The organism is Burkholderia sp. Ax-1719 (genome assembly GCF_011753055.1).
In the GTDB taxonomy this organism is placed as follows: domain Bacteria; phylum Pseudomonadota; class Gammaproteobacteria; order Burkholderiales; family Burkholderiaceae; genus Paraburkholderia.
The window spans coordinates 280,492-305,446 of the sequence record NZ_VWWJ01000006.1; the positions used below are offsets into that span (position 1 = coordinate 280,492).

General features: G+C 64.9%; 21 protein-coding genes and 1 pseudogene. 14 read left to right on the forward strand and 8 right to left on the reverse strand.

Translation table 11 applies throughout. The features are described 5' to 3' along the window. Positions 1-323 precede the first annotated feature (323 nt). Positions 324-2,729, forward strand: coding sequence for a mechanosensitive ion channel family protein (locus tag F3J17_RS14665; RefSeq protein ID WP_240160986.1), 2,406 nt, complete (start codon positions 324-326; stop codon positions 2,727-2,729). Positions 2,730-2,770: 41 nt separating this feature from the next. On the opposite strand, the gene F3J17_RS14670 is transcribed toward F3J17_RS14665, so the two are convergent. Further along, positions 2,771-3,394: a cysteine dioxygenase family protein gene (locus tag F3J17_RS14670; RefSeq protein ID WP_167059518.1), complete on the reverse strand. Its 624-nt coding sequence runs from the start codon at positions 3,392-3,394 to the stop codon at positions 2,771-2,773. 125 nt (positions 3,395-3,519) lie between these two features. Between F3J17_RS14670 and F3J17_RS14675 the strand changes: the two genes are divergently transcribed. Both F3J17_RS14675 and F3J17_RS14680 read left to right on the forward strand, forming a co-directional pair. Continuing rightward, positions 3,520-3,978, forward strand: a complete 459-nt coding sequence (locus F3J17_RS14675; RefSeq protein ID WP_027818230.1) for an Lrp/AsnC family transcriptional regulator — start codon at positions 3,520-3,522, stop codon at positions 3,976-3,978. 116 nt (positions 3,979-4,094) lie between these two features. Further along, positions 4,095-4,289 (forward strand): hypothetical protein, encoded by a 195-nt coding sequence (locus F3J17_RS14680; RefSeq protein WP_167059521.1) that lies wholly within the window; start codon positions 4,095-4,097, stop codon positions 4,287-4,289. 10 nt (positions 4,290-4,299) lie between these two features. On the opposite strand, the gene F3J17_RS14685 is transcribed toward F3J17_RS14680, so the two are convergent. Continuing rightward, entirely contained in the window at positions 4,300-6,792 is a 2,493-nt protein-coding gene (locus F3J17_RS14685; protein WP_167059523.1) for an FUSC family membrane protein, read from the reverse strand. A gap of 115 nt (positions 6,793-6,907) precedes the next feature. Then, positions 6,908-7,609, reverse strand: a complete 702-nt coding sequence (locus F3J17_RS14690) for a VC0807 family protein (RefSeq protein WP_240160979.1) — start codon at positions 7,607-7,609, stop codon at positions 6,908-6,910. A 227-nt stretch (positions 7,610-7,836) separates the two neighbouring features. Here F3J17_RS14690 and arfB point away from each other — a divergent pair, with 227 nt between their 5' ends. Next, positions 7,837-8,241 carry an alternative ribosome rescue aminoacyl-tRNA hydrolase ArfB gene (arfB, locus tag F3J17_RS14695; protein WP_167059526.1) on the forward strand — a complete coding sequence of 135 codons (405 nt, stop codon included), beginning with the start codon at positions 7,837-7,839 and terminating at the stop codon, positions 8,239-8,241. A 128-nt stretch (positions 8,242-8,369) separates the two neighbouring features. Here the strand turns inward: arfB and F3J17_RS14700 are convergent, their stop codons facing one another. The 3 genes from F3J17_RS14700 to F3J17_RS14710 form a co-directional block, all read right to left on the reverse strand. Next, the gene (locus tag F3J17_RS14700) at positions 8,370-8,630 is read right to left on the reverse strand and encodes a DNA-binding protein (protein WP_167059529.1); all 261 of its coding nucleotides are present in this window, start codon (positions 8,628-8,630) and stop codon (positions 8,370-8,372) included. A 208-nt stretch (positions 8,631-8,838) separates the two neighbouring features. Next, a complete protein-coding gene (locus tag F3J17_RS14705; RefSeq protein WP_167059532.1) occupies positions 8,839-9,081 on the reverse strand; it encodes a hypothetical protein in 243 nt (80 codons plus the stop codon). A 204-nt stretch (positions 9,082-9,285) separates the two neighbouring features. Further along, positions 9,286-9,975, reverse strand: coding sequence for a YdcF family protein (locus tag F3J17_RS14710; RefSeq protein WP_167059535.1), 690 nt, complete (start codon positions 9,973-9,975; stop codon positions 9,286-9,288). Between the two features lie 336 nt (positions 9,976-10,311). On the opposite strand from F3J17_RS14710, the gene F3J17_RS14715 reads away from it, so the two are divergent. Then, a complete protein-coding gene (locus F3J17_RS14715; RefSeq protein ID WP_167059538.1) occupies positions 10,312-10,635 on the forward strand; it encodes a hypothetical protein in 324 nt (107 codons plus the stop codon). A 225-nt stretch (positions 10,636-10,860) separates the two neighbouring features. On the opposite strand, the gene F3J17_RS14720 is transcribed toward F3J17_RS14715, so the two are convergent. After that, positions 10,861-11,172 (reverse strand): hypothetical protein, encoded by a 312-nt coding sequence (locus F3J17_RS14720; protein WP_167059541.1) that lies wholly within the window; start codon positions 11,170-11,172, stop codon positions 10,861-10,863. Positions 11,173-11,599: 427 nt separating this feature from the next. After that, positions 11,600-11,986, reverse strand: a pseudogene (locus tag F3J17_RS14725) (transposase); the annotation flags it as partial. A gap of 427 nt (positions 11,987-12,413) precedes the next feature. Between F3J17_RS14725 and F3J17_RS14730 the strand changes: the two are divergent. The 9 genes from F3J17_RS14730 to truB all read left to right on the forward strand — a co-directional run bounded on the left by F3J17_RS14730 (position 12,414) and on the right by truB (position 24,921). Beyond that, entirely contained in the window at positions 12,414-13,316 is a 903-nt protein-coding gene (locus tag F3J17_RS14730; RefSeq protein WP_167059544.1) for a LysR family transcriptional regulator, read from the forward strand. Positions 13,317-13,466: 150 nt separating this feature from the next. Continuing rightward, entirely contained in the window at positions 13,467-14,669 is a 1,203-nt protein-coding gene (locus F3J17_RS14735) for a pyridoxal phosphate-dependent aminotransferase (RefSeq protein ID WP_240160988.1), read from the forward strand. 360 nt (positions 14,670-15,029) lie between these two features. Beyond that, positions 15,030-15,962, forward strand: a complete 933-nt coding sequence (gene scpB / locus F3J17_RS14740) for an SMC-Scp complex subunit ScpB (protein ID WP_167059550.1) — start codon at positions 15,030-15,032, stop codon at positions 15,960-15,962. Positions 15,963-16,025: 63 nt separating this feature from the next. Next, positions 16,026-17,870 carry a 23S rRNA pseudouridine(2605) synthase RluB gene (gene rluB / locus F3J17_RS14745; RefSeq protein ID WP_167059553.1) on the forward strand — a complete coding sequence of 615 codons (1,845 nt, stop codon included), beginning with the start codon at positions 16,026-16,028 and terminating at the stop codon, positions 17,868-17,870. Between the two features lie 475 nt (positions 17,871-18,345). Further along, on the forward strand, positions 18,346-18,804 hold the full coding sequence (rimP, locus tag F3J17_RS14750) for a ribosome maturation factor RimP (protein WP_065061251.1): 459 nt from the start codon (positions 18,346-18,348) through the stop codon (positions 18,802-18,804). Then, positions 18,801-20,276, forward strand: a complete 1,476-nt coding sequence (gene nusA, locus F3J17_RS14755) for a transcription termination factor NusA (protein ID WP_027818245.1) — start codon at positions 18,801-18,803, stop codon at positions 20,274-20,276. Before rimP ends, nusA begins: the two co-directional genes overlap by 4 nt. Positions 20,277-20,453: 177 nt before the next feature. Beyond that, entirely contained in the window at positions 20,454-23,399 is a 2,946-nt protein-coding gene (gene infB, locus F3J17_RS14760) for a translation initiation factor IF-2 (RefSeq protein ID WP_167059556.1), read from the forward strand. Positions 23,400-23,585: 186 nt separating this feature from the next. Then, complete coding sequence (rbfA, locus tag F3J17_RS14765; RefSeq protein WP_027818247.1) at positions 23,586-23,951, forward strand: 30S ribosome-binding factor RbfA; 366 nt, start codon at positions 23,586-23,588, stop codon at positions 23,949-23,951. 10 nt (positions 23,952-23,961) lie between these two features. Beyond that, on the forward strand, positions 23,962-24,921 hold the full coding sequence (truB, locus tag F3J17_RS14770; RefSeq protein ID WP_167059559.1) for a tRNA pseudouridine(55) synthase TruB: 960 nt from the start codon (positions 23,962-23,964) through the stop codon (positions 24,919-24,921). Positions 24,922-24,955: the final 34 nt, after the last annotated feature.

A 24,955-nucleotide genomic window follows, 5' to 3' on the forward strand; every position in this document is an offset into this window, starting at 1 on the left:
CGAATGCCTGACGCGCCTCTGGCGCGCGTGCGTTCGCTTGAGTGCGCTTGAGTTCGTTTGCATTCGCTTGCAATTTCTTCAGACCAGCGCGCGACGTGACGTGTGCCAGTGCGGCTACACTGGAACGTCCTGATTTTGCCGCTACGTCCATGAATTCATGTTCCGGACGGGACGAGGCGGGCGCGCAGGCGTCCGCTTTGCGTTCCGGCCCGCTTGCGCGCGTCCTGCGTGCGGCGCGTCCTTCGAGCCGCACGCCGGTCCGCGCTTTGCCCCGCACTTTGCCTCTGACCCAGTGCCTGTTGCGCCGGCTGACCGTGCTGGCCATGTGGCTGGCGCTGGGCTGGGGCGCGATCGTTTCCGCCTCGGCGCTGGCGGCGGGGCCCAGCGCTGCCGCCGTGCCGGTGTTGCCCGCGCTGCAAAGCCTCATCACAGGCGCGCCCGCTAGCGCATCGGGCGCTTCCGCCGCAGACGCCGCTTCCGCGCCATCGGCTGCCAGTCAGGCCGAATTCAACCGCTCGCTCGACAGCGTGATTTCCACGCTCGATAACGAACGCCAGCGCAACGCGCTGGTTTCCCAGCTCAAGAAGTTACGCAACGTCTCGCAGAACGCCGCGCCCGCACCGGCTTCGGGCGTGGCGGCGGTCACGTCGGGTCTGCTCGGCGCGATTGCGTCGGGGCTGGCTTCGGTTGAAAGCGACGCACGTCACGGCAGCAGCCCGCTGCATTACTGGGGCAGCCGTTTCAGCGCGGCGGGCGTCGAAATTTACGCGCTTGCTTCGGGCGGCGAAGGCGAGAGCCCTGGCCGCATCATCTTCGACATGGCCGCGATGCTGCTGGGCTGGGGCGCCTGCGCGGCGATCCTGCGCTGGCTCGAACGCCGCCTGCTCCGGCGTTTTTCGGTCGACACGGGGCTGCGTCCCAATCCCACCACCATCGAACTGCTTGTGTTCGTGTTGCATCGCGTGGCGCCGTGGATCGTCGCCTTCGTCGGCGCGCTGGTGGTCGAGCGTGCGCTGCCTCAGGCGCTCGGACGCACGCTCGGCGTGGTGATCGCGTATGCGATTGTCGCGGGCGCGGTGTTTTCGTCGATCTGTCTGATCATGTTTTCGCTGTTCGGCTCGGGCCATCGGCGGGTGGCGGTGCGCGTCGTGATTCGCGATGCGCGTCGCCTGCTATGGGCCATCGGCATTTGCGCCGCGCTGGGCGATGCGGCCACCAACTACGAAGTCGCGCATCAGCTTGGCGTGAACCTCTCGGCGCTGGTGTCGACTTTTGCGAATATGACGGCGGCAGTGCTCACGGCGGCGTTTGCGATCGGCTTCCGGCGTCCGGTTGCGCATCTGATCCGCAACCGCAGCTATCAGCTGCGCCACGATCACAAGGCGCTCACCGAAGTCTTCGACGTGCTCGCCTCGCTCTGGCAATTGCCGATGCTGCTGCTCGCCGCGGCCTCGATCACGGCGACGGTGGGCGGCCTGAGCAGCAACGAGAACGTGCTGCAGATTTCGGTGGTCACGGCGCTGCTGCTGGTGCTGGCATTCTTTCTCTCGGCGGTGGTGCTGCGTATCACGCGCCCTGATCTCACCCGCGTGCGCCGGCGCTCGCCGTATCTGCGACGGATGTTGCGTTTCGCGGGCACGCTGCTCGTGCTGTTCGTGTGGCTCGCGTATTTCGAATCGTGCGCACGGCTCTGGGACATCTCGCTTGCGCGCATCATCGAAGCCAGCGTCGCCGCGCGCGGTATCGCTCACGCAATCTTCGCGATTCTGGCTACGGTGTTCCTTGCGTGGCTCGTGTGGATCGTGATCGATACGGCGATCCTTGAAGCGCTCAACCCGAGCGGCCCGCGCACCAAGGGCCGCGCGCCCAGCACGCGCGCGCGCACCATGCTGCCGCTGGTGCGCAATGCGCTGCTCGTGTCGATCCTCACGATCGCGGGCATCATCACCGCGGCGAATCTGGGCATCAACGTGACGCCGCTGCTGGCGGGCGCGGGCGTGATCGGCCTGGCAATCGGTTTTGGCGCGCAGTCGCTCGTCACCGACCTGATCACGGGCCTGTTCATCATCATCGAGGAAACCATTTCGGTGGGCGACTGGATCGATCTCGACAACGGCCATGCGGGCACCGTCGAGCATCTGTCGATCCGCACGGTCCGGTTGCGCGACGGGCAGGGCGCGATTCACTCGATCCCGTTCTCGCAGATCAAGATCGTGAAGAATCTCTCGCGCGATTTCGCTTTTGCGGTGTTCGAAGTGCGCGTGCCGTTCGCCGTCGATCTGGATACGGTCACGCGCATGATTCGCGAGACCGGTGCGGAACTGGTCGCCGATTTCCGTTATCGCCGCGAAATTCTCGGGCCGGTGGAGGTCTGGGGCCTTGATCGCTTCGATCCGAACTGGATGGTCGTGAAAGGGCAGATCAAGACGCGACCGCTGCAACAGTGGAGTGTGGCGCGCGCCTTCAATGCGCGTCTGAAACGGCATATGGACGAGGCGGGCATTGAGATGCCGGTGCCGCAGATGCAGGTGCATATGTCATCGCGCAGCAGCGATGAAGCGCAGCGCGAAGCGCCGGGCGAAGGAGAGGCCGTCGCGCAGGCGCATCCGGAAGACGCCGCCACGCGCGCCGTGGCGCGTGATGCCTCCCATGAACCGCGACCCGCGCCGCCGCCGACCGGCAGCCCGGAGGGCGCACCGCCGCAAATCCCGACAGCGGGGCGCAACTAGGCGTGTAGTGAAGCGATGAGGATAGCGAAGCGGTTACCGCATCAAGCCGCGTGCAAATGCACAAGCGGCACAAGCGGCACGAGCGGCACGATGTCGTTCACGCCGGTTGCGATTTCCTCGGCCTGTACGCCATAGACATGCAGCGAGACGCACGGTCCGGCGGCATCGCCCACGGCGCGCGAGAGCCGATGGATGCCCGCGCGGCCACGTCCGCCAAAGGCCACCGCACCCGCCGCGCGTGCATGCGAGCGCAGCACCGTGGCGCCGTCGCGCGCCGTATCCCATCGATAAAGCGTTTCAGTCAGCGTGCCTTCCAGTACGGCGTAGCCGCACCAGGTGTGGTGCGCGTGGATCGGGCTTGCCTGTCCCGGCAGCCAGACGAGCGCCGCGACTGTATACCGCCCCTGCGGACAGGCCGCGATCAGATGGCGGCGATAGCGCGTGGCGCAGCCTTCGCGCTGCGTGGGCGTGACCAGCGCGGCATCGTGCAACGCAAGGGTCAGAGCGGCACGCATGGCCCGCGCGAAATGCGGGCAGCGCGACGGATCGTCGGGCGTGCTGCAGGCGTCGAAAGCGGCGTCGAGCGCGGCGCAAAGCCTTGCCACCGCGGCTTCGTGGTCTGAGGCTGCGGCCAGCAGCAGGGCGGGTTCGGTGGGGGCGTTCATGGCATCTCTCGTCGCGTTCGTCTATACAGAGAGTTATAGCGCCCGACGCACAGAAAGAGTTTCCATTCTTTTTTACGATTGCGGCGTAAGATAGAAGAAATTTCTATCTTACGGGGTGGCAACGAATGGATATCATCGACAGAAAGCTCGTGGAGTTGTTGCAGCAGGATGCGACCATGCCCGTCGCCGAGCTGGCGCAGCGCGTCAATCTCTCGCAGACACCGTGCTGGAAACGCGTGCAGCGGCTCAAGGAAACCGGCGTGATCCGCGCCCAGGTGGCGCTGTGCGATCCGAAGAAACTGGGCGTGGGTACGACGGTGTTCGTCAACGTGCGCACCAATCAGCACACCGAAGCCTGGGCGCAGACCTTCACGCGCGCGGTGCAGGACATTCCCGAGATCGTCGAGTGCTACCGCATGAGCGGCGAGACCGACTATCTGCTGCGCGTGGTGGTGTCGGATATCGACGATTTCGACCGCGTCTACAAGCAGCTGATCCGCTCGGTGCCGCTGTTCGACGTGAGTTCGAGTTTCGCGATGGAGCAGATCAAGTATTCGACGGCGATGCCGGTGCGAGGCACGTGATCGGCCCCTGCGCCGTCAGGTTGTGATGTCCGCTATTCCTCGGACCGCAAGCCGTCTGCAAGGCGTCGCGGCGTAGAATGCCCGTTCTTTCCCCATTGCCGGACAGGCCACGATCCATGAACGATACGCGCAAGAAAAACCCCACCTTTGGCGTTGGCGTGATGATCGTGGTGGTGGTGCTGATCGTGATCGGCACGGTGCTGTTCAATGCGCTGCGCAGCAAGCGCGAGTACGACGCCACGGTTGGCGCTCAAACGTCGAGCGCTGCGTCGGGCGCAGCGAGCGCACCTGCGGCGAGCGGTGCGCAATAGGGCAACGCGCTCATTCTTCCGGCAGGCGGATCAGGCTGGCGTCCTTGCGGATCAGCCACGACGCGGCCAGCATCTGTTTGCACTGGTGCGCCAGCATCTTCAGATCCTGGGCGAGATCGTTGGTCGCGCCCAGTGTGCGTTCGGTCTCCACCACCAGCGTGTCGAGATCGCGTGTCATGCGCCGGGTGATGTCGATCTGATCCTCGGGCACCGGCGTGCCCGCTTCGGCAGCGACGAGATTGTCGCGCACGCAGTTCAGCGCCTGATCGAGCGCGCCGAGCTTCACGGCGGGCGCGAGTTGATCGGCATTCGCCGCGCTGCGCAGCAGCGGCGCGCTAGCCGTGATCTGCGAGGCCAGTACGTGGCTGCGCACCAGCAGATCATTGAGTTCGGGTACGAACTTCTGCGCCGATTTCGGTTCGAGCATCATGCGCTGGAACGCCTGGCCGAGGTTCGCGAAGGCGACATGCACGTTCTTGCGCGCCAGGCGATAACGGAAGTCGCGGGCGAGAGAGGGCACGGCGGCGCCAGCGGAAGCCGCTGGCGCTGCGGTCTGAGAGGCACCAGGAGCGCCAGCAGCGCCAGAAGCAGCCGCTTCCTGATTCAGTTGCGCATTGGCCTGTGCCGACACCTTCGCGCCCACCGCCGCGACGGGGCCAGGCTGCGCGCCCAACGCCGCCGCGCCTTCCATCGCCAGCGCCTCCTGTTCCTGCGTCGCTTGCGCGGGCACGCGCGCCGCCGCTTCCGTGAGCATCGGTCCCGCGAAGGCGGGCTGCGCGGAGCTGGCGCGCCCGCTCCACCATCCGCTCGCCTCCAGATAGCTGCGCGTCGCGGCGATCATGTCGTGCACGAGCTTGCCCATCAGCCGGTATTCCCAGTACGGGAACAGATGGCTCGCGCCGATCGCGATCATGCAACCCACCACGGTGTCGATCGCGCGCTCGCCGATGATGCGCATGCTGCCCGGCGCGAGCAGATGGAACATCAGCAGCACGTAAGCCGAGGTGAACACCACGCTCGCCGTGTAGTTGAACAGCAGCAGGCTGTAGCTCATCACCATCGCCGCGAACATCGACACCAGCAGCACGAGCGGCTGCTTCACGAGCAGGATCAGCGCGATGCTGGCCACGCAGCCAATCAGCGTGCCGACGATACGCTGCGCGTTGCGCTGGCGCGTGAGCGAATAGCCGGGCTTCAGGATGATGATGGTCGTCATCACGATCCAGTAGGCGTTGGTGAGCGGTAATAGACGCCCAAGCCAGAAGCCCGCCGCCACGGCAATCGTCACGCGCAGCGCGTGGCGAAAGCTCGGCGAGGCCATCGTGAGATTCGAGAAAATCTGCAGCCACGACACGCGCCGGTTGGTCACGAAGCGCGTGAGGGCTTCGTCGATGCGCAGTTCGGTTTCCGTGGTGGGCACTTCGCTCGCGAGGCTGCGGCGCATGCGGTCGATCAGGCGCGTCGCGCTCCAGATGCGGCGAAACGAAGCCGAGATCGCGGCGTAGGCTTCGGGGTCTTTGGCCGGCAGATCGCGCCGCTTGAGCATTTCGAGTTCGAACTCGATGGCGCGCAGTTCGGCCTTGACGTTGACGTTGGCGCGCGGCGCTTCGTTCTGCAGCACGGCGAGGCCAATGTCTTCGAGATCGGCCGCGGCCTTGCGGATCAGATCGCGATAGAACACCAGCAGATCGGAGCCGCCGAACGTGTTGCGCACCAGCGGGTAATCGGTATGCGCGCCCACGAACAGCTCGTGCAGATCGACCGTGTTGATGAACAGGTTGAAGTGCATCGCGCGGCGCGCATCGACGCGTCCGCTGCGCAGTTTGGGCAGATTGCGCAGCACGATGTCGCGCGCCGCGTCCTGGCGCTCGACCGCCGCGATCTGCTTGGCGACAAGGTTGCGGTAACACTCGTCCAGATCGTTGTCGAGATCGAAAAACTGCGCGCGCGCGAGCAGATAGTCGGCGCAGGCGAACACGCTTTCGGCGAGCGCCTGCTGTTCGATGCGATCGAGCATCAGGCGGCTCACGAGCGTCGACCAGCCGGTGTACCAGAGCCCGCCCAGCAGGATCCACGCGGCGTTCACCAGCGCCTGGTGCGGCGTGAAATGCTCTTCGAGCGTCATCACCATCATGAACAGCGTGGCGAAGCTGATCTGCGGCCAGCGGTTGCCGTAGACCACGATCAGCGAAAGCACGAAGGTGAGCGGAACGACGGTGGCCCAGAGCGCGATCGGGCTGAAGGTGGCGAGACCCGTGGCATACGCGGATAGAAAACCTATCACGCTGCACGCGAGCATTTCGTTGCGCTTGTATTTGAGCGGGCCGGGCATGTCGACCACACACGCGCCGAGCGCGCCGGTCGAGATGGTGAAGCCCAGCTCGCTTTTGTCGAATACGAAGAGGCACAGGATGGCCGGTAGCGAGATGCCGACCGCGATGCGCAGACCGCCGTAGAAGTACTGGCTATAAAGGAACTTCCTGATTTCTACGGAGTAGCGCATCGACTGCCATGGTGTTCGGATGCGGACGGAAGCGCCGCGGACTGTGGCGCTGAGTTTAAATGATTTCGGGCGCGATCCGTCCGTCTCTGTATTCGGGGTTTCCCGCGCGCAGACGTCAGCCCGCCGCGCCGCCCGATGGGTCCGTGGTGCCGACCGATGTACCCACCGTCGTGCCCAGTTGCGCTGCGTCGCCGAGCAGCCCGTGCGTGCCGCGAATACGGCGCATGCGCGTGCGATACCAGAAGGTCCACGCGAGCAGCGCGCCGAACATGCAGTAGCCGAGAACCGGCGAGACCACGAGGAAGCGCTCGACGGGCCAGGTGGCGGCCAGATACGTGCGCAGTGAGGCATCGGCGATCAGGCCCGCGCCCCACACGAAGGTGAGCAGACGCATCGCGGCCACGAAGCTGCGGTTTTCCGTCCACAGCAGTTCGAGCCGCGCGACGCCTTCGCTCGTCTCGCGCGCGACGGTGGCGCGCGTCAGATAGAACACGATAGGCCGTCGCGCCAGCAGCGAAAGCAGGAAGGTCACGCCGATTGCGCCAGTGGAAAAACTTTCGCGCATCAGCAGCGCACGCGTGCCGCCGCCGAATGCCATCGCGACAAGCGACAGGACGATGCCGAGCAGGATCACCGCCGAGAGCGCGTCGACGCGCCGGAAGCGGATGAGTTCGACGATGGTCCACGCCAGCGGCGGAACCGCCGAGGCAATCAGGCCGCCGACTTCGCCCCAGTAAGGTTGGGCGAGCCGGTACGCGACCCAGGGCAGCAGCAGATTGACCGCCAGTTCGGCGACGAATGCTGGACGCACTTTCATGGGATGCGCTCTCCATAAAAAGATGAACGAAGTATGGTTCAAGCGCCGCGCATCGGCAAACCGGCCAGGGCGACGCGTAGAACGCGAACGGTCCGTGTAGATGCATCCCGCGTGCCTGGACAGCGAGCCGCTTGTTGAGGCGCATATCGCGTCATGGCGCTTCATGCGACACTGCGAGGCTTGCGGGCCTGATCTCCCAGCTTGTCTCTCGCCATTTTTCCTTCGCCATGTCCGACCGTCTGTCCATCCCGCCGAATGAAATCGAACTCGTCGCCGTGCGCGCGCAGGGCGCGGGCGGCCAGAACGTCAACAAGGTGTCGAGCGCGATTCACTTGCGTTTCGATATCCGCGCTTCGTCGCTGCCCGAAGTCATCAAGATGCGCCTGCTCGCGCTCGCCGACCGGCGTATCACGCACGAAGGCGTCGTCATTCTCAAGTCGCAGGAGTACCGCACGCAGGAGCAGAACCGCACGGCCGCGCTCGCGCGCCTCGATGCGCTGATCGAAAGTGTGAGCGTGACGCGCAAGGCGCGGGTGGCAACGCGGCCCACGCGCGCGTCGAAGATGCGGCGTCTGGACGGCAAGGCGCGTCGCAGCGAGGTCAAGACGGGGCGTCAGCGCGTGACGGAGTGACGCGGGAGATCGCGTGCCGGCAGGCGGGGGAAGCCGGAAGGGCAGGAGGAGCAGGAAGACAGCGCGCGACCGCAACGATCGCGCGCGAGTGACGGCGGCGGGCGCTGTCTGGCGCCTGCGGGTACGTCTTAGTGCGTGGTTTCGGGCACGTCGAGGATCAGGATGATGGTCCAGTCGGCTTCGCCTTCATGGTGATACTGGCGCTCCGCGACGATGAACGGCTGTTGCTTGCCCTGCGGGCCGAGGAACAGCACATCGCCTTCCATCGGGAGGCATTCGACCGGGGGCAGCGCGAGGAACGCCTCGGTGCCCTTGCCGCGCGGCATCAGCTTTTCGATCTTGCGGGATGCCGCTTCGGTCCATTCGATGTCGAGCTGGATGTTGCTCATGGGTGTTTCTCCGCGCGAGTCGCGCACAAAAGTAGGGGAATTCGAGGTGCGCGACTTTAGCATAACCCGCGCGCGCGCCGCCCAGTGGGCGCGTTGGCGTCGAAACCTCACCGATTGCGTGCGCTTGATATGAAAAAAGCCGAAACCGGAGACCGGAATCGGCTTGTCGAACGTATCGCGATCAACGCCTTTGCAGGCGCATGGCGCTTTATTGTTCGGTCTTCGGCGGCGCCTTGTGATGCGGATGGCCGCCCTTCTTGTGGTGCTTCATCGGCGCTTCGGACGGTTGCGGCATCGCCTGCTGGCGCGCCTGGAGATCCTGCGCGCGTTGCTCGACGTCGGCGGCCTTGGCCGGATCGGTGCTCATCATGACGCCGTTGTCCGACTGTGCATAAGCGGCGCCCGTCAGAGCGGACAGCGAAATCAGGACTGCGAGGGACACTTTTTTCATCACTACCTCCGAAGGAGCGGTTTATGGACCCAGCTGGTGCCTGCCGAGCAGGATAAGGCACGTCATTCTAACGACCCTGACGTCATTCCCGATGACGCGGCGTAAGGCTAGTGCGTGCGATTTACAACTCCTTACATATCCTCATCCCTATCCTGGCACATCTGACCCGATCTTGATTGGGACATGCCCGTGGGCAACATACTGCTAGAACCAGCCCAGCAGCACGTAGACGTGAAACTGCGCAATCCCGATCAATTCGTGCAAAGCGGATTCGGCGTTACGCAGATTGCCTAGACGCGGCCACAGTCCCAGACGCACATGTCGTACCTCGGAGACGGCCGGCACCGGATGCATGCCGAAACGCTCGAAGTCCAGCATCGCGCGTGCCATGTGGTAGGACGAGGTTACGACGAAGAGCGTATCGGCGCGCTGCGAGTGCACGATGGGGGCAACATTGCGCGCGTTCTGCCAGGTCGTGAGGCTGGTGTTTTCCAGCACGAGATTGTCGCGCGCGATGCCTGCGCGCAACAGCCAGGGAGCGTAGGTATCGGCTTCGCTTGCCGGGTGATGCTGCGGATTGCCGCCGCTCGCGATCACCTTGCACGTGTCGCCGGCGGCGAGACAGCGCGCCTGCAGCGCTGCCGATAGCGCAATGCGCGCATAGACGTCATGCTGTGGCGCGAGCGAGCCATCGGGCATCACGTCGGTGCCGCCGCCCAGCATGACGATGGCGGTGCGCGCGCCGAACGTCGCCTTTGCCGGATCGTAGGGAGTCCGATACGCCGCGGGCTGGGCCAGATCGAGCAGCGGCTTCGCCAGCCAGCCCGAGGCGAGCAGCCAGAAAAAGATGACAGTCGTGAGTGCGACAGATCGTCGGGCGCGGCGCCACAGCACGAATAGCGCAAAAAATAGCGCAAATAAACCGAATAGAATCAATTTGAATGAGGTAACGTATTGTTTTCGGGATGAAGCGTGTCTCGTGCGCGTGAGCGGCAACAACCGCCGCCGCGTCGATCATGCCGGAAGCCACGGCCTTGCGCCGCGCAGCGCTCCATGACGAGCAGCTGGCGTTGCTCGCAGTGCCCGACGCTTTCGCGGGGGCCCGAATAACCTGCAGTCCGTGCCACGGTGCAGGATAGCGGCAGGGCACGTAATGCTTGCCGACATTGCGCTGCACCAGGTCACACCAGGCGCAATGGCAGCAGGACTGCATTTTAAGAAAGAAGTGAGATGACCACGTATTCCAACGAAGCAGTACTCGAAGCCTTGCGGCGGGTGCAGTATCGGCAGGTCCCGTGGGCGCGTAGTCCCAAAGTTTTCCAATATCTGCGTAACCTTGGCCTGATGGATACCGTCAGGCAGCGCACCGTCGCTCCCGCCCCGGGCTTTCACGCTCCCGTCGATATCGCCGTGCTGACCGATCGCGGCCGGGCGGAATTCGCGCGCCTCGCGCGCGACGAGCGCACCCTCCAATGGACCGACCAGCGTACGGCCGATTACGTCGACGAATCGCTCGTCCAGTCGTCCGACGCCGCAGGCACCACCGCTTTATAGCCAGCCAAAAAAAAGCCCGTATCGAAAGATACGGGCCTACCGGAATTACTGCTGCCACGCTGTGCTTAATGGCAATAGATAGACCGCGCGTCGTCGCGGTGGTTCCCGTCATCGCTACGCCTTCTGGATGTCATCGATACGACGCGCGCGTAAGGGCGGCCGTTGGGTCGGCTATCGTTATCGCGTGATCTATTTCGCATTGCTGTGCGACGCGTGATAACAGCGCTAATGGCGCGAGCGCGGCGGCTCCGGTCGCGGCGGCGGGCTGCGACGGGCGTTGTCGACGATATCGCCGCGCAGGTCGCCGCGCGGCACCGGCTGCCCCGCATTGTCGGCAGCACGGCTTTCGTTGGGGGGCCACGCATGTGCGCCCGTACGCGCGATCGGCCAGTGAGCGGCGCTGGATTGCGGCGGCTGGGCCGAAGCGTCGTCTGAGAGCCACGATGCCAGTTGGCCGGGCAATGTGAGCGACGCAAGCAGGGCGAGGGCGGACAGCGAAACCATGATGCCCCGATTGCGCAGAGTCATGGAATTCATGGCGGCCTCCCGTCAGAGCGGGAAATTGACGTAGGTGAACATGCTCCTAAGGTACGGGCGGCCGCGAAAGCATGCTGTAAATATTGGTAAATAGATGTTTCGCGCGCATCGATCTGGCGCGCATCCGTGGGACGTCGACGGAAATTAGAGGCATTGCACCAGCCGGGATCCAACGCGTGTTTCGTCGCGCCACACTGTGGCGGGCAGACAACAGCTCGGAAGTGCAGCTCAGATGCGCGGCCCGAAAGTCGCCCAGAAGCGGCCGGCAGCGAACGTCGCTGGAAAGCGACAGCCGGGCGCAGATTGCGCCCGGCGGAGAGAGCGTGAGGAGTCAAACCGGGCGCTTTCACGCCCACCAGGTTCAGTCGATCGGAACCCGGCCTACAGCAGATCCAGTCGCGGGATCAAGACGGCGTCAAGCCATCTTGACGGGTGCGCGCCACGATTCCGGGTTGGTCCAGAAGGCGCCGCGCAGGCGGTCGCGGCTCGGCGGTGCGGGCGGCTTGGTGGCCGTTGCGCCAATGCGTCCGCGCAGCGAAATTTCGCGGCCGCTCGTGCCCAGGCGCTTCACGATTTCGGCGAGCGTGCCGTCGGCCTGCCATTCGTCGAAGCGGCGGCGGCAGGTGGGCGGCGAGGGGTAGCGGCCCGGCAGCTTGGACCAGCCTTCACCCGTCGACAGCACCCAAAGCACTGCGTTGACCACGGCACGCGCTTCGACGCGAGGCCGTCCGCGTCGCTCGCTCCGTGCGGGTTCCGCACAGAACAACGCCTCGACCAGGGCCCATTCGTTATCTCTCAAATCGTCGAACAGCATCATGTTTCACCTCAGCGAAGCTATCTCCGGTGCGCTGCCCCGCGCTGCGCACTCTTCATGTACATCCGGCCGGTTGGCGGAGTACCAGGCGGAATCGGTTTTGGACGGGCCAGTCTCATCAAGCATCGGACCGTCCGCCGATCCTGTGTCTGCCTTAATGCGAGAAGCGTGCCAGCTCGCACACTTTCGTCTCGAAGCCGCGTGGTATCAAGCCTGCGCGGGTGCTTGCCAGGGGCGTATTCGACTCGAAAACGCATCACCGGGAAATCGGGACAATCACCAATCTTGTGCAAACAGGCCCGCCAGGCGTGCGTTTTCGCTGTATTGCTGCACTGCGGCGAACAATTGACGGGCAGATTCACCCTGCTGTAACGATCCAGCAAGCAGCTAAAATTGCATCAAACACAGTGATTCATGAGGCCACCGGATGAATGTGACGTTGCGGCAGTTGCGGGTATTCATCGAAGTCGCGCGTCTGCAGAGCTTCAGCCGCGCGGGGGATGAAATCGGCCTCACCCAGTCGGCGGTGAGCCGCTGCGTGCGCGAGCTGGAAGCCGAGATGGGCGTCAAGCTCGTCGATCGCACCACGCGCGATGTGCAGTTGACCGACGTGGGCGCCAACCTGATCGCGACGATTCCGCGCCTGATCGGCGACCTGGACGACGCGCTGCGCGAGATCCGCGAGATCGGCGAGCAGCGGCGCGGGCGGGTGGTGGTGGCCGCGAGCCCGACCGTCGCGTGCCGGCTGATGCCCGAGGTGGTGGCGGCGTGCGGACGGCAGTTTCCCTACGTGACGCTCGGCCTGCGCGATGACGTGCAAAGCGACGTGGTGCGCAAGGTGCGTTCGGGAGAGGTGGATTTCGGCGTGGTGATCGGGCCCTTCGTGGGCGCATCGGCGGCGGAAGATCTGGAAACCGAACTGCTCGCCACGGATTCGTTCTGCGTGGTGGTGCGCGGCGATCATGCGCTCGCGGGCCGCGAAGAGGTGCCGTGGAGAGCGCTCGACGGCGAGCGCCTGGTGATGCTCGATCACGCTTCGGGCAGCCGCCCGCTGATCGACGCGGTGATGCGCGAGCAGGGCGTCAATGCGCGCATCGTGCAGGAACTCGGGCATCCGGCGACTGTTTTCGGACTGGTGGAAGCGGGCGTGGGCGTGAGCGTGCTGCCCTGGCTTGCCTTGCCGGTGCCGGCCGGTTCGTCGCTGCTGGCGCGCTCGCTGGTGCCGCGCGCCGAGCGCACGGTCGAACTGGTGCGGCGGCGCGACCGTTCGCTGTCGCCCGCCGCCGAGGCGGTGTGGGCGCTGATCCGCGAACTGGGCGGCGAGCGCTGAAGCGTCCCGCGAAGGCGGCTGGAAATTGGCGCGAGCGTACGCGGCGCTACACTGGTGCGCAGCTGAATTGCGTCCCACCGTCTACTTTCCACGCTTTCCACGGAACCCTCGATGCGCGATCTCGACCTGTCTTCCTCCGCCACTCCACCGATGAACACGGTGCTTTCGTCGTCCAGCGCGCCAGCCAACGCGCGCGCGGCGGTGCAGGCGCTACGCGCGTCGCAGATCCGCGAGGTGGCGAACGAAGGTTTCGGCCGCGCCGACGTGCTGCCGTTCTGGTTCGGCGAATCCGATCGCGTCACGCCGGCCTTCATCCGCGATGCCGCCGCTCAGGCGCTCACGCGCGGTGACACGTTCTACACGCATAACCTCGGCATCGCGCCGCTGCGCGAAGCGCTTGCGCGTTATGTGAGCGATTTGCACGGCGCGACGCCTGCCGAGCACATCGCCGTCACCAGCGCGGGCGTGAATGCGCTGATGCTGGCGGCGCAACTGGTGACGGGCGCGGGCGACCGTGTGGTCGCGGTGACGCCGCTATGGCCGAATCTCGTCGAAATTCCCAAAATCCTCGGCGCGCATGTTGAAACCGTGGCGCTCGATTACGGCGCGCGCGGCTGGACGCTCGATCTCGATCGCCTGCTTGCCGCGCTCAAGCCCGGCACGAAGCTGCTCATGATCAACTCGCCGAACAACCCGACCGGCTGGGTGATGACGCGCGACGAACAGCGCGCCGTGCTGGCGCATTGCCGCCGCCACGGCATCTGGATCGTCGCCGACGAGGTCTACGAGCGCCTGTACTATGGCGAAGCCGGTGAACGCACCGCGCCGTCCTTCCTCGATCTCGCTTCGCGCGATGAGCGTTTGATTTGCGTCAATTCTTTCTCGAAAGCCTGGCTCATGACGGGCTGGCGGCTGGGCTGGATGGTTGCGCCGCGCGCGCTGATGGACGACCTCGGCAAGCTGGTCGAATACAACACGTCCTGCGCGCCGTCGTTCGTGCAGCAGGCCGGCATCGTCGCGCTGGAGCAGGGCGCGGCTTTCACGCAAACGCTGGTGGACGATCTGCGCGCCTCGCGCGATCACCTCGCGGCGGCGCTCGCGCAGTTGCCGGGCGTCGACGTCAAGGTGCCGCATGGCGCGATGTATCTGTTTTTCCGGCTCGCGGGCGCGCAGGAGAGCCTCGAACTGTGCAAGGCGCTGGTGCGGGAGGCGCGTCTCGGACTCGCGCCGGGCAGTGCATTCGGTCCTGAGGGGGAGGGTTTTGTGCGCTGGTGCTATGCCTGCGACACGGCGCGGCTCGATGCGGGCGTCGAGCGTCTCGCGCGATATCTGGCGCAGCATGGCGCGCGCTGAAATGCGGGGCGCGGGAGCATCGACATGCGGGCCGCATCGATCATCCAATGATCCATACGGTATTGACGCAGACGGGCTAAAACGCGCCGCCGCGCGACTTTACGCCCCCGGCGTTTTTGCGTAAGATGGCGCTCAGTCACGCGATTCCCTGCGGGAATTTCGCTGCTCCGTCCGGCTGGGTCTGGCACTTTGTCTCTCTCCAAGTGTGCAAAGCGTCGTTTAGCGGCCCCCCGGTGCGTGCTCCCATCAATATGACCGATCAGAATCGGGCGAGCGCGTCTCCAGTTCCATATCGTCTTTCGTCTGTCTGATCCGGTTCCCTGAACCTGATTTACCTTACTTAGGGTCTGACCTGGCTGCATGAATACCCAAGAGGCGAAGATCGTCCTCGAGACTGCATTGATCTGCACGCAGGAGCCGCTGAAGATCGGCGAGCTGCGCAAGCTGTTTGCCGACGACATTTCGGCCGACACCGTCCGTAACCTGCTCGAAGACCTGCGGCAAGAATGGTCGGGGCGCGGCGTGGAACTGGTGGGCCTCGCGTCCGGCTGGCGCTTTCAGAGCAAGCCGGCCATGCGTACGTATCTTGACCGCCTGCATCCCGAAAAGCCGCCGCGTTATTCGCGCGCGGTGCTCGAAACGCTCGCCATCATCGCGTACCGGCAGCCGGTCACGCGCGGCGATATCGAGGAAATCCGCGGGGTCACGGTCAATACGCAGGTCGTCAAGCAACTCGAGGACCGCAACTGGATCGAAGTGATCGGCCATCGCGACGTGCCGGGACGCCCGGCGCTTTACGCCACGACGCGCCAGTTTCTCGACGATCTCGGCCTGAAATCGCTCGACGAACTGCCGCCGCTCGACGATCCGTCGAACCAGCTGGGCGAGCAGTTGCTCGCGCAGCATGCGATCGAATTCCCGGAAAGCGAAGTGGCGCAGCTCATCGCTGAGGCCGCTTCCGAGCGTGGCGACGAAGCGCTGGCGACGGGCACGGACGATGCGGATGCAGAGGCGAACCCGCAGGAAGCGATCGAAGAGCCGGCCGCTGACACAGCGACAGCGACGCACGACGCGACCGAACACGCGGTTTCGCAAACTGTCGCCGTGCAGGCGCATCTCGATGAATCCGCGTTCGCGCAGGATCTCGACGCCGGGCTGGCTAATGCAGGCGCAGCGCAGCCCGCTGGCCATGCCGCCGGCGAGCCCGCAGAAGAACACGAAGACCGCCGCGACGCGGCGCAGGACGACCCCGTCTCGACGACGGACGACGACGCCGCCCGACGCGGCATCTGAAGCAACAAACACACTGACGCGCCCCTCCCATACGGGCGCGCAACCTGACATTTCGAGGTTGTTTTGACTGATATCCACGACACCGATTCGACCGACGCGTCCGAATCCGCGCGTCGCGCGTCCTCCACGCGCGATGACGACACGCGCGCCGCCCACGATGGCGGCGAGGTCGCTGGCCCGCAGGCAGGCGAGCACGCCGCCGAGGGCGAAGACCGTCCGCGCCGCGGCTTGCGCCGCGGTCCGCGTAGCCTGATCGCACGCCGCCGTGCGGGCGCCAAGGGCAAGAACGAAGGCGCAGCCGATGGCGCGCCGGAAGCGTCCGCCGGCATCGAAACGCCGCCGGACGGCGAGGTCGCCGCGAAAGTGCGCACGCCGCGCAAGGACAAGGACGCCGCTGTCGCGCCCGCGAAGAAGGGCCGCCGCACTGCTGCGCCCAAGGCCGCGGAAGGCGCTAACGCCGCGGCTCCGGCAGCCAAAGGCGCGAAGGGCGCTCGTGGCGGCAAGGGCCGCGCTGAAGCGCCGGCTGCGGCCGCCGCAGGCGAAGGCACGCAGGACGATCTGTTCCTGTACGTCACGTCGCCGGCATTCGACGCCGACAACGGCGCGGGCACCGGCGTGCGTGCGCCGATGCTGCGCCGTGGCGGCCGCGCCCAGCAGCCCAAGCGCGTGCTGAGCCCGGACGACGACGCACCGAAGCTGCACAAGGTACTGGCGGACGCGGGCATGGGCTCGCGCCGCGACATGGAAGAGCTGATCATCGCCGGGCGCGTTTCGGTGAACGGTGAACCGGCGCACATCGGCCAGCGCATTTTGCCGACCGACCAGGTCCGCATCAACGGCAAGCCGATCAAGCGCAAGCTGGCCAACAAGCCGCCGCGCGTGCTGATCTATCACAAGCCGACCGGCGAAATCGTCAGCCATGCCGATCCGGAAGGCCGTGCCTCGGTGTTCGACCGCCTGCCGCCGATGAAAACGGCGAAGTGGCTGGCCGTCGGCCGTCTGGACTTCAACACCGAAGGTCTGCTGATGCTGACGACCTCGGGCGATCTGGCCAACCGCTTCATGCACCCGCGCTACAGCGTGGAGCGTGAGTACGCGGTGCGCGTCGTCGGCGAGCTGAGCGAAGGCATGCGCCAGAAGCTGCTCAAGGGCGTCGAGCTCGAAGACGGCCCGGCGAGCTTCCTGCGCATCCGCGACGGTGGCGGCGAAGGCACGAATCACTGGTATCACGTCGCGCTGGCCGAAGGCCGTAACCGCGAAGTGCGTCGTATGTTCGAAGCGGCCGGCCTGATGGTGAGCCGCCTGATCCGTACGCGCCACGGCCCGATTGCGCTGCCCAAGGGCCTCAAGCGCGGCCGCTGGGAAGAGCTCGAAGACAATGAAGTGCGCGCGCTCATGGCCGCAGTCGGTCTGAAGGCGCCGAGCGAAGAGAAGGGCGGTCGTGGCGGCAAGGAGCAGGAGCGTCGCCAGCCCGATCCGATGCAGACCTCGATGGGCTTTATCAACCGCGAGCCGGTGCTCAGCTCGCACGGTGCGATGGGTCAGCCGCGTCAGCAGCGTGGTGGTGGCGCAGGCCGCCGTGGCGCGCAGGCCGGTGGTTTCGGCGCGGGTAGCGGGGCGGGTGGATTTGGCGGCGGCTTCGGTGGCGGCAATGCCGGCGGCAACCGCGGTAATCGCCCCAACGGCGGCGGCAATGGCCGTAGCGGCGGCGCGCGTGGCGACGTCGACGGCAATCGCGCACCGTCCGGCGGCAAGCGCGCTGGTGGCAATGCCGGCGGTAACGCGGGCGGCAACCGCCGTGGCGCGGGCAACAACGCCGGCGGCAACGCCAATGGCAATCGCGCGGCAGGCGGCGGCAATCGCACCGGTCAGCGCGGCGCGCCGCGTGGCCGTACGCGCGGCCACTGAGCGACGACCCAGCGAGCGCTCCGGATAATCAGGTAGCGCTCGCCAGGCGGCTGCTCGCAACGGCAGCCGTCAACTGCACGCAATCGCTTCGAACTGGTCTTGAAAACGCTTTCAGCGCTGCCATATCCGCCCTCGGATACTGTGGCGCAAGCGCCTCGCGGTTTGCGTTAAAAGCGAAAAAAGGCTACAATCTCGAAGTCGCTGGGCGTGCGGCTTTTATTTGCGTCCCAGGTGCGACCACCTGGCTAAGTGAGAAGATGGGCGTTTCGCCCATTTTTTTTTGGTTCGGCCGATTGTGTTCGTTGCTTTTATCCGGCATCGGGCGTCATCGTGCAGTAAAACCATTTATCACGCTGGGTCGGGCTCGCCAATCTGGGTTGAAGTGCAAGAGCGCGCGCTCACCTGGCGCGCGGCCCGCGAATCCCGAATCAAAGGAAGTTGCCGGCTCGCTGCGCGAACATCTGGAGTGGGCATTGTGCAACTGACGGAACTGATTGAAACCACGGTCACCGGGCTCGGTTACGAGCTGGTCGACCTCGAGCGCACCGGGCGCGGCATGCTGGCCATCTACATCGATCAGCCCGCGGGTATCGCGATCGAGGACTGCGAGAAGGTCACGCGTCAGCTGCAGCACGTTCTGTTTGTCGAGAACATCGACTACGAACGTCTCGAGGTCTCCTCGCCCGGCCTCGACCGTCCGCTGAAGAAACTGGCGGACTTCGAACGCTTCGCGGGCTGCGAAGCGGTCATCACGTTGAAAAAGCCATTGGACGGACGGAAATCGTACCGCGGCATCGTGCATGCCCCGGAAGGCGAAACCATCGGTCTGGAATTCGAAGGGAAGGCGGGGCCTGCGATGCTCGATTTCACGCTCGCGGACATCGACAAAGCCCGTCTGATCCCCAAAGTTGACTTTAGGAGCCGCAAACAATGAGTCGCGAAGTGTTGATGCTGGTGGATGCGCTGGCACGCGAGAAAAATGTCGACAAGGACGTGGTGTTTGCCGCCCTTGAAGCGGCGCTTGCGTCGGCCTCCAAGAAACTCTTCGACGAGGATGCGGACATCCGTGTGCATATCGACCGTGAAAGCGGCGAGCACGAAACGTTTCGTCGCTGGCGCGTCGTGCCGGACGAGGCAGGTCTGCAGGAGCCGGATCAGGAAATTCTCCTGTTCGAAGCTCGCGAGCAGAACGCCGACGCGCAGATCGACGAGTTCATCGAGCAGCCGGTGCCGTCGGTCGAATTCGGCCGTATCGGTGCGCAGGCCGCCAAGCAGGTCATTCTGCAGAAGGTCCGTGACGCCGAGCGCGAACAGATCCTGAACGACTTCCTCGAGCGCGGCGAAAGCATCATGACCGGCACGGTCAAGCGCATGGACAAGGGCAATTTCATCGTCGAATCGGGCCGTGTCGAAGCGCTGCTGCGCCGCGACCAGCTGATTCCGAAGGAAAACCTGCGCGTGGGCGACCGCGTGCGTGCCTGGATCGGCAAGGTCGATCGCACCGCGCGTGGCCCGCAGATCGAACTCTCGCGCACGGCGCCTGAGTTCCTGATGAAGCTGTTCGAGATGGAAGTGCCGGAAATCGAGCAAGGCCTTCTCGAAATCAAGGCGGCGGCGCGCGATCCGGGCGTTCGCGCCAAGATCGGCGTGGTGGCATACGACAAGCGCATCGATCCGATCGGCACTTGCGTCGGTATCCGCGGCTCGCGCGTGCAGGCTGTGCGCAACGAGCTCGGTGGCGAAAACGTCGACATCGTGCTATGGTCGGAAGATCCCGCCCAGTTCGTGATCGGCGCGCTCGCGCCGGCAGCCGTGCAGTCGATCGTCGTCGACGAAGAAAAGCACTCGATGGATGTTGTCGTCGACGAAAGCGAACTTGCAGTCGCCATTGGCCGCAGCGGCCAGAACGTGCGTCTTGCTGGCGAGCTGACCGGCTGGCAGATCAACATCATGACGCCGGATGAATCTGCGCAGAAGCAGAACCAGGAGCGCACGGTGCTGCGCGACCTGTTCATGGCGCGTCTCGACGTCGATGAGGAAGTCGCTGACATCCTGATCGACGAAGGCTTCACGAGCCTCGAAGAGATCGCCTACGTGCCCCTCAACGAAATGCTGGAAATCGAGGCGTTCGACGAGGACACCGTGCACGAGCTGCGCAACCGCGCGCGCGACGCCCTGCTCACGCAGGCCATCGCGAACGAGGAAAAGGTGGAAAGCGCCGCGCTGGACCTCAAGAGTCTGGACGGCATCGACCCGGAGCTGCTCGCGAAGCTGGCGCAGCATGAAGTTCACACCCGCGACGAGCTCGCCGAGCTGGCCGTGGATGAACTCACCGAAATGACGGGAATGGAAGAGGACGCCGCCAAGGCGTTGATCATGAAGGCACGTGAGCACTGGTTCGAATGATCGGCGGGGGAGTTTTCCCCCAATGGTGATTCACCAGGGCGTGACGAGCAGGAAGCGACCATGACCCACTGAACTGATCGCGGCCGCCCCGCAGCTGGCTTGATAAGCGCGGGGCAAACGGTGCCGCATGACCCGATGTCAACCGCAAGGAATCGGTCCTTGCATTAAGAGGAATGAATGGCGAGTAACAACGTAGCCCAATTTGCCGCGGAACTGAAGATGCCTGCCGGCGTGCTGCTCGAGCAGCTGCAGGCGGCGGGCGTCACGAAAGCGAGCGAAGCTGACTCCTTGTCCGAAACGGACAAGGCGCGTCTGCTCGACCACTTGCGCAAGTCTCACGGCTCGACTGATGCAGACAAGCGCAAGATTACGCTGACGAAACGGCATACGTCGGAAATCAAGCAGTCCGATTCGACGGGCAAGGCTCGCACCATTCAGGTCGAGGTGCGCAAGAAGCGCACGTTCGTCCGCCGCGACGAATCCGCCGAACAGGCGGAGGCATCGAATCATGCCACCGACGCCGCAGCCGCCGCTGAAGAAGCGGAACTGCAGCGCCGCGAAGAAGAAGCTCGCCGCGAGGCCGAGCTTCTGGAGCGTCAGGCTCAGGAACTCAAGGAGCGTCAGGAGACTCTCGCGCGTGAAGAGGCCGAGCGCCGCGAACGCGAAGAAGCCGCCGAAGCGCAACGTCGCCGTGCCGAAGAAGAGGCCGCCAATAAGAAGGCCGCGGCAGATGCCGCTGCGCGCGAACTGGCCGCTCAGGCCGTCGCTGCCCAGCGCAATGCCGAAGCAGAAGCGAAGGAAGTGAAGCAACAGCAAGATGATGACCGCGCCGCCGCCGAGCGCGCCGCGCAGCGCGAAGCCGCGCAGAAGGCCGAAGTAGCCGCGCGTGAAGCCGCCGAAAAGGCGCAGAAAGAACAGGAAGAGATCGCTCGCCGCCGTGCGGCTGCAGAAGCCGAGGCGCGCGCGATCCGCGAAATGATGAACACGCCGCGCAAGGCGCAGGTCAAGGCGGTCGAACCGCCGAAGCCCGCCGAACCGGCCAAGCCTGCCGAAGCCAAGGGCACGCTGCACAAGCCGGCCCGTCCGGAAGGTGCTGCAGCGCGTCCGGCAGCTGGCGCCGCTGCGAAGAAGCCTGCCACTGCGGCAGCGCCTTCTGCTGGCGCACCGGGCGCCGGCGCGGGCGACCGCAACAAGAAGCCGGGCGCAGGCAAGGGCGGCTGGCAGGACGACGCTGCGAAGCGCCGCGGCATCAAGACGCGTGGCGATTCGTCGGGCGGCGTGGACCGCGGCTGGCGCGGCGGCCCGAAGGGCCGTGGCCGTCACCAGGACGCTTCCTCGACGTTCCAGGCGCCGACCGAGCCGATCGTGCGCGAAGTGCACGTGCCGGAAACCATCACCGTGGCTGACCTCGCGCACAAGATGTCCGTGAAGGCGTCTGAAGTCATCAAGGTGATGATGAAGATGGGCCAGATGGTCACCATCAACCAGATGCTGGACCAGGAAACGGCGATGATCATCGTCGAAGAACTGGGCCACCGCGCCGTCGCTGCGAAGCTCGACGATCCGGAAGCACTGCTGGTCGAAGGTCAGACCACCGTTACGGACGCAGAGCAACTGCCGCGTCCGCCGGTCGTCACCGTCATGGGTCACGTCGACCACGGCAAGACCTCGCTGCTCGACTACATCCGCCGCGCCAAGGTCGCAGCGGGCGAAGCCGGCGGCATTACGCAGCACATCGGCGCTTATCACGTCGAAACGCCGCGTGGCGTCATCACGTTCCTCGACACGCCGGGTCACGAGGCCTTCACGGCCATGCGTGCTCGCGGTGCGAAGGCAACCGACATCGTCATTCTGGTGGTCGCAGCCGACGACGGCGTGATGCCGCAGACGAAGGAAGCGATCGCTCACGCCAAGGCAGCGGGTGTGCCGCTCGTCGTGGCGATCAACAAGATCGACAAGCCGGATGCGAATCCGGAGCGCGTCAAGCAGGAACTGGTCGCTGAAGGCGTCGTGCCGGAAGAGTACGGCGGCGATTCGCCGTTCGTGCCGGTGTCGGCAAAGACCGGTACGGGCATCGACGAACTGCTCGAAAACGTCTCGCTGCAAGCCGAAGTGCTGGAACTGAAGGCTCCGGTCGCAGCGCCGGCCAAGGGTCTGGTTATCGAAGCGAAGCTCGACAAGGGTAAGGGTCCGGTTGCAACGATCCTCGTCCAGTCGGGTACGCTCAACCGCGGCGACGTCGTCCTGGCAGGCAGTGCCTACGGTCGCGTGCGCGCCATGCTCGACGAAACCGGCAAGCCGACCAAGGAAGCTGGCCCGTCGATCCCGGTCGAAATCCAGGGTCTGTCGGAAGTGCCGGGCGCAGGCGAAGAAGTCATCGTTCTGCCGGACGAGCGCAAGGCGCGTGAAATCGCCCTGTTCCGTCAAGGCAAGTTCCGCGACGTGAAGCTGGCCAAGCAGCAGGCCGCGAAGCTCGAAAACATGCTCGAGCAGATGACGGAAGGCGAAGTGCAAAACCTGCCGCTTATCGTCAAGGCCGACGTGCAGGGCTCGCAGGAAGCGCTGGTGCAATCGCTGCTCAAGCTGTCGACCGGCGAAGTGCGCGTGCAGATCGTGCACAGCGCGGTCGGTGCGATCAGCGAGTCGGACGTCAACCTGGCAACGGCTTCGAAGGCGGTCATCATCGGCTTCAACACGCGTGCTGATGCACAGGCGCGTAAGGTCGCCGAGGCGAACGGCATCGACATCCGCTACTACAACATCATCTATGACGCAGTGGATGAGGTGAAGGCGGCCATGTCGGGCATGCTGGCGCCGGAGAAGCGCGAAGTCGTGACGGGTATGGCCGAAGTGCGCCAGGTGATCCGCGTGCCGAAGGTTGGCCTGATCGCGGGTTGTATGGTCACGGACGGTTTCGTCAAGCGTTCGTCGTCGGTGCGTGTGATCCGCAACAACGTGGTGATCCATACCGGCGAACTCGACTCGCTCAAGCGCTTCAAGGACGACGTCAAGGAAGTCAAGCAAGGCTTCGAGTGCGGTATGTCGATCAAAAACTTCAACGACATCGTCGAAGGCGACCAGTTCGAAGTGTTCGAGATCACGGAAGTCGCGCGTACGCTGTAAATCAGCGGCGCACGCGGGCAGGCCTGATGGTTCAGGCCGCTCGCGGGCTTACCCGAAAAGGGGCGGGGCGGGCAGTAGCCAGCCCCGCCCTTTGTTTTTTGTCCGACAGTTTTTGCGCGGCCGCGCGCCAGGATGATCCTGATTGCAGCGCGCCGCAACGAATGCCGCCAGAGAGGTGGAATCATCATGCCGAAAAAACGTACTTCCCCGAATCGCAACGTGCAGATCGCCGATCAGATCCAGCGCGATCTCTCCGAACTGATGCGCGAAGTGAAAGACCCGCGCGTGGGCCTCGTGACGATCCAGAGCGTCGAGCTGACGCCGGACTATGCGCACGCCAAGGTCTATTTCACGACGCTCACGGGCGATCCGCAGCAGACCCAGGAGGCGCTCAATCACGCCGCCGGTCACCTGCACAACCAGCTCTTCAAGCGCCTGCATATCCACACGGTGCCGACGCTGCATTTCCATTACGACCAGTCGGTCGAGAAGGGCGTGGCGATGTCGCGTCTGATCGACGAGGCGAACGCTTCGCGCGCCAAGGACGACTGATCTCGCCAGCATGACTGCATCATCGAAGAAGAATCAGGGCGAGCAGCGTCCCAAAGTGCCGCGTCGCCTGCTGGACGGCGTGCTGCTGCTCGACAAGCCCGTCGGCCTGTCGAGCAACGATGCGCTGATCCGCGCCAAGCGTCTTTATCGCGTGAAGAAGGCGGGGCACACGGGTACGCTCGATCCGCTGGCTTCGGGTCTGCTGCCGCTGTGCTTTGGCGAAGCCACCAAGTTCTCGCAGGATCTGCTCGAAGCCGACAAGACCTACGAGGCGACCATGCGCCTGGGCATTCGCACGACGACGGGCGATGCCGAAGGCGAAGCGGTCGAGACGCGCGACGTCACCTGCGATGAAGCCGCGGTGCGCGAAGCGATGTCGCGTTTTCTCGGCGACATCGTGCAGATTCCGCCGATGTATTCGGCGCTCAAGCGCGACGGCAAGCCGCTCTATGAGTACGCGCGCGCGGGCCAGACGGTCGAGCGCGAAGGGCGCAATGTCACGATCATCGCGCTTGAGATGATTGCCTGCGCACTGCCCGACGTGACGTTCCGCGTGACCTGCACCAAGGGTACGTATGTGCGCACGCTCGCCGAGGATATCGGCGAGGCGCTGGGTTGCGGCGCGCATCTGGTGATGCTGCGTCGTACCGGCGTGGGCGCGCTGACGCTCGACCATGCAGTGACGCTCGATGCGCTCACGGCGATGGACGAACCCGCGCGCGACGTGTGGCTGCAGCCGGTGGATGCGCTGCTTTCGACTTTCCCGCGCGTCACGCTCGACGCTGAATCGGCGCGTCGCTTCACGCATGGCCAGCGTCTGCCGCTCAATGCGCTGGTGCTGGATCGCACGGAATGCGAAGCCGCCGAACGCGTACGTGTGTATGACGAAGCCGGGCGGCTGCTAGGCGTGGCCAAGGCGGCGAATGGCGTGCTTGCGCCGGAACGTCTGGTCGTGAACGGCCCGATCTGAGGATTGCAGCAGCGCGATTGAGCAGATCGCGCGA